This window comes from Thiocapsa sp., assembly GCF_011390875.1.
Taxonomy (GTDB): Bacteria; Pseudomonadota; Gammaproteobacteria; order Chromatiales; family Chromatiaceae; genus Thiocapsa.
Genome location: NZ_JAABRP010000188.1, coordinates 1 through 9,237, shown reverse-complemented (window position 1 = coordinate 9,237; position 9,237 = coordinate 1). Strand labels below are relative to the sequence as shown.

8 protein-coding genes are annotated in these 9,237 nt (G+C 66.1%); 1 reads left to right on the top strand and 7 read right to left on the bottom strand.

Features of this window, described 5'->3' with window-relative positions:
* Together GPT33_RS14510 and recC are read right to left on the bottom strand one after the other, a co-directional pair.
* The coding region (locus GPT33_RS14510) for a UvrD-helicase domain-containing protein (protein ID WP_296810138.1) at positions 1 to 973 on the bottom strand (973 nt) is incomplete at its 3' end.
* Positions 970 to 4,620 carry an exodeoxyribonuclease V subunit gamma gene (gene recC / locus GPT33_RS14505; RefSeq protein WP_296810140.1) on the bottom strand — a complete coding sequence of 1,217 codons (3,651 nt, stop codon included), beginning with the start codon at positions 4,618 to 4,620 and terminating at the stop codon, positions 970 to 972. The genes recC and GPT33_RS14510, both read right to left, overlap by 4 nt.
* A 303-nt stretch (positions 4,621 to 4,923) precedes the next feature.
* Between recC and GPT33_RS14500 the strand changes: the two genes are divergently transcribed.
* Complete coding sequence (locus GPT33_RS14500; protein ID WP_296810136.1) at positions 4,924 to 5,358, top strand: FUN14 domain-containing protein; 435 nt, start codon at positions 4,924 to 4,926, stop codon at positions 5,356 to 5,358.
* Positions 5,359 to 5,370: 12 nt separating this feature from the next.
* Here GPT33_RS14500 and GPT33_RS14495 read toward each other — a convergent pair whose 3' ends face one another.
* The 5 genes from GPT33_RS14495 to GPT33_RS14475 form a co-directional block, all read right to left on the bottom strand.
* On the bottom strand, positions 5,371 to 6,174 hold the full coding sequence (locus GPT33_RS14495) for an ABC transporter ATP-binding protein (RefSeq protein WP_296810135.1): 804 nt from the start codon (positions 6,172 to 6,174) through the stop codon (positions 5,371 to 5,373).
* Between the two features lie 193 nt (positions 6,175 to 6,367).
* Positions 6,368 to 6,961: a DUF2796 domain-containing protein gene (locus GPT33_RS14490; RefSeq protein WP_296810133.1), complete on the bottom strand. Its 594-nt coding sequence runs from the start codon at positions 6,959 to 6,961 to the stop codon at positions 6,368 to 6,370.
* A 247-nt stretch (positions 6,962 to 7,208) separates the two neighbouring features.
* Positions 7,209 to 7,661, bottom strand: a complete 453-nt coding sequence (locus tag GPT33_RS14485; protein ID WP_296810131.1) for a transcriptional repressor — start codon at positions 7,659 to 7,661, stop codon at positions 7,209 to 7,211.
* 4 nt (positions 7,662 to 7,665) lie between these two features.
* Positions 7,666 to 8,526, bottom strand: coding sequence for a metal ABC transporter permease (locus GPT33_RS14480; RefSeq protein WP_296810127.1), 861 nt, complete (start codon positions 8,524 to 8,526; stop codon positions 7,666 to 7,668).
* Positions 8,527 to 8,530: 4 nt separating this feature from the next.
* Positions 8,531 to 9,237: ABC transporter ATP-binding protein (locus GPT33_RS14475; protein WP_296810125.1), on the bottom strand; the 707-nt coding region annotated here is incomplete at its 5' end.

The following is a 9,237-nucleotide window of genomic DNA, read 5'->3' as shown; positions in this document are numbered from 1 at the left end:
CCCAATCGCGTAAGTCGTTCAGCCATTTCGTGTAACGATCCCTTCGCAGTAATCGTCCTTTAACGCGCTTGTTTGCGACGGCATCATCGAAGAGCGCCTGAAGCTCATCCGCCCAGGTCGCCCAAGGTGTCTTGAGCGCGGCGAGACGATCCGCCTTCTCCGTGCGGACGGCCTCGAGCGCGACGGCCGGCTCCGCCGCGGGGTCGAGTCGATCGGCATGCTCGACGAGTCCTCGAATCGACCCCTGCAGCGCCTCCGGACCGGACCACCACTGGCGCACCTCGGCGACCGACTCGGCGTCGAGCGGGATCATGAAGGTCCGCCAATAGTCGCGCACCACCTCGGCGAGCAGCTCGCTCTGATCGGTCTCCAGGGTCTGGGTGAAGTGGCTGTCGCTGTCGAAGGCGTGCTCGCGCAGCATCCGATTGCACCAGCCGTGGATGGTCGCGACGGCGGCCTCGTCCATCCATTCGGCGGCCAACTGAAGTTTGCGCGCGCAGGCCGGCCAGCGCTCGGGCGCGTAATCGGCACGCAGGTCGTGCAGCGGATCCTCGCCCGGGGGGCGCGCGGCGATGCCCTCCGGCTCGGCGCGAAAGACCGTCGCGGCCTCGGCCAGACGCGCGCGGATGCGGTCGCGCAGCTCGCGCGTGGCGGCATCGGTGAAGGTGACGACCAGGATCTCGGGCGGTGTGAAGGCGCGGGGTGCGGTGTCCGGTGCGGGTGCGGGCGTGCCATCCGGTGTGTCCTGCGGCCCGCCGTGACCGAGCACCAAGCGAACATAGAGTGTCGCGATGGTGAAGGTCTTGCCGGTGCCGGCACTGGCCTCGATCAGTCGGCTGCCGCAGAGCGGGAAGCGCAGCGGATCGAGCGAATCGGAGCCTGTGGGTCGGGCTTCAGCCCGACGAGAGACCGGTTCGATCTCCGCCTGATCGGGCATCGCGGTCGTTGTTTTTCGGCCGTTTGCGGGACTCATGCGGCGGCTCCGGTCGCTTGCGCTGCGGCGGGCTGGTCCGGCGTCTTCTTCTCGTCGGCATGCATCGCGGTATAGAGCGGACGCAGCAGGCTTTCGGCCAGCTCGGCGAACTCACCGCTCGCGCAGAGTGCGTCGAAGTCCGGATAGGCGCGCGCGAGATAGGGATCGGTCTCGACCTCGCCCGTTTGCATATAGCCGCCCTCGTAGGTCGTGCGCGCCTTCGGCGTATCGCCGGCCTTTAGCCACTCAAGCGCGGTCTTCGCAGCCAGCGGGAGCGGACGGCACATACCGACCTGCCAGGCCGCCAGCAGTGCGGTCAGATGCGCCGTCGCCGCATCGACCGGAAGCGGCTTGAGCTCGACATTGCCGGTCTTGCTGAGGACCAGCGTGGTAAGAGGTCCGCCGGCCAGATGCAGGGCCAGATGCGCGACCCAATGACGGATGAGCTTCTCGCCGCGGTAGTGGTTGTTCTTGACCAGGTCGCTCGCCTCGATAAGCACACGTCCCCGAAGGCCCTCGGCGTCGGTGCGGATGCCGCCGATCCAGTCCGCCAGCTCGGGCACGGGCGTCCGGAGATCGGCTTGAAACCGGATCTCTTCTTCGTCGTCGCTCGGGTGCGGCCAGCGGAGGAGCGCGCCCTGATAGTGCGCGAAAAGCTGATCCATCGGTTCGACCAGGTCTGCGGCGAGGGCATCCCCGAAGCCACCCGGCGCGAGATCACCGCGCCGGCGGATTCGATCGAGACGGCTCTCGCGCGCTGCGGCGATCGGCTCGCCGCCTGACAGCGCCTGCGCTTGGACCCGGATCAGCTCGTCTTGCAGCTGCCACCGGCCGAGCCCGTCGAGTATAAAGGGCTCTTGATCCTCGCTCGTCGGATCGTCGGACTCGAAGACGACGCCGAGGCGCTGGCGGAAGAATGCCTTCACCGGCGACTTGAGGAGATCGACGAGATCACGCAGCGCGAGCGGCTCGTCGCGGGACAGCGGCGACAAAGCGGTCACCGGCGGTTGCGACGCGGCATCCGGGCGACGAGGCTGAGCTGCATCGAGGGGGCGCCACTCGCGGGCATAGGTGAAGAGCGGGGCAGCGCCCGGCTCCGAATGCGGCTCCGGCGGGAAGTAGTGGGGGCTGAAGGGCTGGAGCGGATGCGCCACCGTGAGTGCGTTCAAGAGGGCCTGACCCGGATCGATCGAGCGGATCTCCTCCGACATCTCCGTATCGAGCGCCATCCGCCACCCGGCGGCGAGGTGGTCGCGCAACTGGGCAACCAGCACCGAGGGCGGTCGCACGCCGTTGTCAGTGATGCTGCGTCCGACCCAGGAGATGTGCAGATGGTCCCGTGCCGAGAGCAGGGCCTCGAGAAAGAGGTAGCGGTCGTCCTCGCGCCGCGAGCGGTCGCCGGGGCGGTAGTCTCGCCCCATGAGGTCGAAGTCCATCGGGATCCGGGTACGCGGGTAGTCGCCGTCGTTCATGCCGAGCAGGCAGACCCGGCGAAAGGGGATCGCCCGCATCGGCATCAGGGTCGCGAAGGTGACGGCGCCTGCGAAGAAGCGTTGCGACAGGCCGCCGTCGTCGAGCTGCGAGAGCCAGTACTCGCCGACGACCGAAAGGGGCAGCTCTTCGGCAAGCGCGGCCTCGTCGCAGGCCTCCTGCCATGCCTGCAGGGCGGTGTCGAGCTGCATGAGGGTGAAGGCCTCGCCGCTGTCTGCGGCGTCGAAGAAATCCGCCAGCAGGTCGCGCAGACGTGTGCACCAGTCGGCGACGGTCGCGGGCTCGCACAGGGTCCTCCAGGTCGACTCCAGACGCTCGACCAGCTGCACGAGCGGGCCGAGCAGGGCCGCATCCAGACCGCCGATCTCGTCGAACGGCTCGATCCCCTGCCATGCCCCCTCCTCGCCGGGCGCACCAACCGCGTAGCCGAGCAGCATCCGGCGCAGACCGAACAGCCAGGTGTGCTGGGCCTGCGCGTCGGGCTGAGTCGGCAGATCGAGGCTCGCGCGCTGCTCGGCGTGCAGGCCCCAGCGGATGTTGGCGCCGCGGATCCAGCGATGCAGGCGCGGGAGGTCCGTCTCGGCGATCCCGAAGCGCCGGCGCAGTGCCGGGGCTTCGAGCAAATCGAGCACATCGCTGACCGCAAGGCGCGACCGAGGCAGGTCGAGCAACTTCTCCAAGGCCGCGATCAAGGGCTGGGTCCCCCGTCGGCCCTGATCCGCGACGCTGTAGGGGATGTAGCGCAGGTCATCGCGATCGATCAGACCGAACACCGCCTGGATGTGCGGCGCGTAGGTATCGATGTCCGGCACCATCACGATGATGTCGCGCGGGCTCAGCGTCGCATCGGCATTGAAGGCCGCGAGCAAGACGTCGTGCAGGATCTCGACCTCTCGCTGGGGACTGTGCGCGATATGGAAGCGGATCGAGGCATCGCCCGTCGAAGGGACCTCCGGCCAATGCGTGAGTGTCTCTTTGAGCGGGCGCAGATCGCGGATGTCGTCCTGGAGCTGCGCGAGCAGAGAGCCGGCCTCTCGCGAGGCGTCGAACAGATCGATCCGCTGGCCGATGGCATTGAACCGCCCGAGATAGCCCGCCCGAGCCGTCGCGTCGTCGTGCTCGTCGAGCAGGCCGATGAAGTCGCGGCCCTGCTTTCCCCAGGCCGCGAGCAGCGGGTGGGCGTGCAGGTGCATATCAACGTCGGAGAGGTCCGCCGGCATCCCGTCGCGGCGCCGCTGACGGGTGCGCTCGGCGCGCAACAGATCCTTGTCTGCGACGATGTCGGCCCAGTAATGCTCGCAGGGGTTGTGCACGCACATGAGAACCTGGGTCCAACGCGCCACCCCGGCCAGAACCTCCAGGGACTGACGCGGCAGACTGGAGATCCCGAAGACCATGACCCGACGCGGCAGGCCGCGCGGGTGCGCATCTTCCTGCCAGTCGGACACACGGCGCAGGAATGCCTCGTGGACGCCCGCGCGACCGATTGCGGCCCCCTGCCCCCGGACATCGCCGTCTTCCTGCACATCCGCCAGCAGGGCACGCCAGAGTCCCGACTGCCAGCGCTGCTCGTCCGGCAAGGGGACGCGAGCTCCGCGTGCCTCGATCAGCACGTCCTCGCCGTCGGCCCAGGCGGCCAACCAGTCGGCGCGATAGACCTGATACTGGTCGTAGAGATCGGCCAGCCGCTCGGCAAGCTGAAAGCGTTTGCGCAGGTCGGCATCATCCTGCAGGAAGCGCCGCAGCGGCAGGTATTCGGGCCGAGCCAACAGCTCGGGCAAGAGGCGCATCAGACGCCAGACCAGGCGCGACTTGTCGAAGGGCGAGATCTCCGGAACCGCATCGGCGCCGAGCACCGCCCGGTAGACACGCCAGAGAAAGCGCGCCGGCAGCGAGATCTCAAGCGCCGCAGCGATCCCGAGGCCCCTCTCGCCGGCGGCACACTCCCCCGAACGCGGATCGGCATCGGCGGCGAGCGCAAGCTTCAGCCACTGCGCGATGCCGTTGCTCTGCACCAGAACGATCTCGTTTTCGAGCGGGGCCAACGGATAGCGCGCCATCCATTCCACCAGAAGATCGCGCAGATCTTCCGGGCGGTTGCCGTGGACAAGCATCAGGCCGGGCGTCAGGGCGCTTATGGTCACGTCGAGCTCCATGCAGTGAACGGCGCTCATTGTGCGCGAAGGATGACCGGAGCGCACCCGATTCCCACATTCTGGCCGATCACGCGCAGCGACGGATGGGTACGAAGAGCAGCGTGAAGGCGACGGGGCGGTCGCGGGCGTCTGCGCGGAAGCGGGTTCTGTCTCCTGGCCATAGGGGCCACTACGGCTCGTCGGCGCGCCCTGCCCCGACGCGCGCGGGACGCACCCTGCTTTCCGAAAAACCCACGTGCGCTCGGTATACACTAGCGCCTCGCCGAGGCGATCCGACCGCCTTCTCCCTTGCCGACAGACCCGATGGATCATCTCGCACAAGACACCTCGCCATTCGAGACGGCGACGCATTCGCTCGCAAGGCTCGGCAACGACCTGCTGGCGTCCATGGCATCGGACGATGCCGCCGGGCCTGCGTCGGCGGATGCCGCGGGACTCTTCAACGAAACCTTCTTCCTGAAGCTCGGCTTCTCCTTCATGGTCGGGCTGGCGCTCGGGTTTGCACTGAAGATGGCCTTCAAGCTGGTGCTGTTTGTTGTCGGCCTCATCCTCCTCGGGGTCTTCGCCTTGCAATATGTCGGCATTCTGGACGTAAACTGGTCCGGCTTGGAGATCCACTACAATGGCTGGGTCGACTGGCTCGCGGTCAATGCAGGGGCCTTTTTCGACTTCGTCGGCGGGAACCTGACGAGTGCGGCATCCTTCATGGCCGGCTTGGTGATGGGCCTCAGGCTTTAAACCGCGCCAGCTCTAACGGTCGTCAAGTCTGCCGGAGCCGATCCCATCCGAAAACATCGCATACCGCACCGGGCGCGGTTTAAGGGCGCGATTGATCTCGGCGAGACGCACGGTGCGATCGAACAAGGGCTCGAGCGCTGCATCGTGACTCACGAAGATCAGGCTCATTTGGGTCTCGGCACATTCCCGAAACAGCAATCGGATAAAGGCTTCGCGGCGGTCCGAATCGAGCGCGGAGGTCGGCTCGTCGGCGATCAGGATCTCGGGCGAGCCCATGAGCGCGCGCGCCGCGGCGACGCGCTGTTGCTGCCCCACCGAAAGCTCGGTAACGGGCCGCTTAGCACGCGCGGGCTCGGCCATATCGAGATGGTCGAGCAAGCGCAGCGCCTCCTCATCCAGACACCGCGCAGAGCGGCCACCGCAGCCGGCGCGCGCGAGCACGCGCGCCCGACGCAGCCGCGAGAAGCGGCAAGGCAAGGTCACGTTCTCGACCAACGACAAATAAGGGATCAGATTGAACATCTGAAAGACATAGCCGACATGGTCGGCCCGGAAGTGATCGCGCCGGACGGCACCCACGTGCTCCAGCGGCTGCCCGAGAATGCGCAGGCTCCCCTGCTCGGCCTTGACCACGCCGGCCAAAAGACTCAACAGCGTGGTCTTGCCGCTGCCGCTCGGTCCCTCGATGAAGACACGCTCGCCCCGCGCGATCTCGAGGTGGTCGATGGCGAGCACGACCGGCGCCCCGGGGCGCCATCGGAAGGCCAGATCGCGGATCGCAATGACTGGAGAGGAGTCGTCGGCTGGGTTACTCATGAAACACCTCAGCCGACAAAAGACCGCTCGCCTTCATTCCCGCCCAAGCGCCGAAGCCAGACAGCCGAGGCAGCACGAAAACGCTTCGCTCGATGATTAAAAATCTCTTCACCTAAACCGCGCCAACTCCAGGAGCGTTTGTCGCGCAACGTTCGCAGCCCATGAAACCGTCCGGCCCAACACCGGGCGCGGTTTAGAGCGGCACGAAGGTCACGACGGGCGCACGCGGGGTGAGCTCCGCCCCACCCTGCCCCTCCGCGGTCACGTACTGAAATAGGACGCGCTCCAGGGCCGGAAAGCCCGAGAAGAGGCCGAGCGCGGCCGAACTCAGGGCTTCGGGTCGATCGCAGGCGAAGCTGTAGCGCACGATAAAGTCCGCGTGCCCGTCCTCGCCGTGACCGGCATCGTGATCGTGCGCGTGCTCCGCCGCTTGGCTTTGGCCGGCATCGGCAAAGCCGGCATCGATCTCCGCGGTCTCCAGCCGGCAACCGGCCTCCATGTTGAGGCGGATCATCGCATCGCCGGCCATGAGGTTCTCCTTGGCGAGCATGAGTGTCGCGCGCTCCTCGTCGGTGCGCGGTGCGCGCTCGAAACCGATCAGACTTGCCGCGGGGCTCGTCAGCTCGATCAGAACTTTCTCGCCCTCGGCGGCAAGCGTCATGTGCGCTATCCCGTGGACATGGGCCCCCTGCCGACGCTGTCCGGTGTCCTCGGCCGGGGCACTCGCGACGGCGAGACACATCGTGATTGCCGTCAAGGAGACGGCGTAGGTGCGAATTCGATTCATAGCGTCTCCTCGAGAGCTAAACCGCGCCCAGCGCGGTATGCGATGTTTTCGGATGGGATCGGCGCCGGCAGACTTGACAAGCGTTGGAGCCAGCGCGGTTTAACATATTAAAAAATATTAAATTCTAAACCGCGTCTCACCGGGATTGAGGATATCTCCGAAGCCAAACGCACAATGAAAACGGCGCATGCCGCTCTGGACGCGGTTTAGCGCTGTCGTCGTTGTCGTCGTTCAATTTGTTTGTGACTCACCGCCCTTTCTGCGCACACCCTGCACAAGTCCCGATCACTTCAACGACCCGCCGCTGCGCTTGAAAACCGCTCATGCTGGCCGCGCAGCCGAGGCTGCGTGCAATCGCATCGTCCTCGATCTCGGTGACCTCTCCACAGCTGTTGCAGATGAGAAACTGACTCGAGTGCGGATGCTCCGGATGGTTGCAGCCGACGAAGGCATGCAGGCTCTCGAGCTTGTGCACCAGACCCTGCTCGAGGAGAAAGTCGAGCGCGCGATAGACCGTCGGCGGGGCCAGCGTCCGGGTGCCTTCGCGCATGGCATCGAGGATCTCGTAAGCACCCAGCGGACGGGCCGAGGCGCACAGGATCGCAAGGACGCGACGCCGCTGAGCGGTGAGTCTCACACCGCGCGCCCGACAGAGGGCATCGGCGCGATCGAGCACTGTGTTCTCGGATATCGACGTCATCTCCCTATCCTCCCGCTTCGGTCACCAGTGCGCGTCGCCGCACTCGGCGCCGTGCAAGAAAGCGGCTGAGAACGGCAGAGACGACATAAACGCTCCCGGCCAGCAAGATCATGGTCGGTCCCGCAGGCAGATCCGGCCCGTAGGAGAGGGCCAAACCCGCGGAAGTGAAGACCCCGCCGAGCAGCGTCGCGATCAGCATCATACCGCCGAGCGAGTGGACGTAATGCCCGGCGATCGCCGCCGGAAGGGTCAGCAGCGCGATCACGAGGATCAGGCCGACGACCTGGATCAGCAATACTACGGTCACCGCCACCAAGCACAGCAGCAGGAGATAGAAGAAGGCGACGGGCACGCCGCGCAGTCGGGCGAACTCCTCGTCGAAGGTGACGGCGAGCAACTGTCGGTAGAAGAGCATGACCGTGACCAGCAGAATCAGGTCCAGGCCGGCCATGAACCAAAGCTCGCGGCGCGGAACCAGCAGAATGTTCCCGAACAGAAAGCTCATGAGATCGGTCGTGTAGCCGGGCGTCTTGGCGATAAAGAGGATCCCGATTGCCATACCGATCGCCCAAAGCGCGCCGATCAGGGTGTCCTCCTGCGCATTCCAGGCGAGCCGCACCAGGCCGATCAGCAAGGCCGAGAGCACGGCGGCGGCGAGCGCGCCGAGCAAGGGGTCGAAGCCGAAATAGAGCGCCGCACCCATGCCGCCCAGAACCGAATGGGCGATCCCCCCGGCCATGAAGGCGATGCGCTTGACCACGACGAAGGTCCCGATCACACCGCACCCGAGGCTCGCAAGGAGTCCAGCCAGTAGGGCGGTCTGCAGGAAGGCGTGTTGGCCGAGCGCCTGGAGAAAGTCATGCATCGGATCAGTGCCCCTGGTGACCGAGGTGGTGAGCGAGTCCGTGCCCGGATGCCGAGTGCGCGACGTGGCGGACATTGTCGCCGTAGAGCTGATGGATCAGATCGCCGTCGACCCGTTCGGTCGTATGGCAGACGAGGGTTCGGTTCAGGCAGGCAACGCGATCGACATAGCCCGAAATAAAGGCGATATCGTGAGAGACGACCAGGATAGTCAGCCGCGCGTTGAGTCGTGCGAGCAAGTCGAAAATATCGCCCTCCATGCGTTGGTCGATGTTGGCCGTGGGCTCGTCCAGGATCAGGATCAACGGCTCGGCGACCAGTGCCCGGGCGAGCAGGACGCGCTGCAGCTGGCCACCCGAGAGGGTTCCGATGCGCCGACTCGCCAAATCCAGCGCCTCGACCTCGGCCAGCGCTTGGCGCGCCGCTGCGCGATCGCTCGAGCGGTACCAGCCGAGCATCGGCCCGAAGCCGAGCCGTCCGGTCAGGACCACCTGCTCGACCGAGATCGGGAAGTCACGCGGAAAGGTCGGAAATTGCGGCACATAGCCGACGCGTCGCACGGCTTGGCGCGGCGCCTGCCCGAGAACCTGAATGCTCCCCTGATGCGGTTCGAGGAGTCCGAGCACAAGCCGCAGAAGCGTGCTCTTGCCGCCGGCATTGGGCCCGACCAAACCGACGAACTCACCTTCGAGGATCTCCAGATCGACCCCAT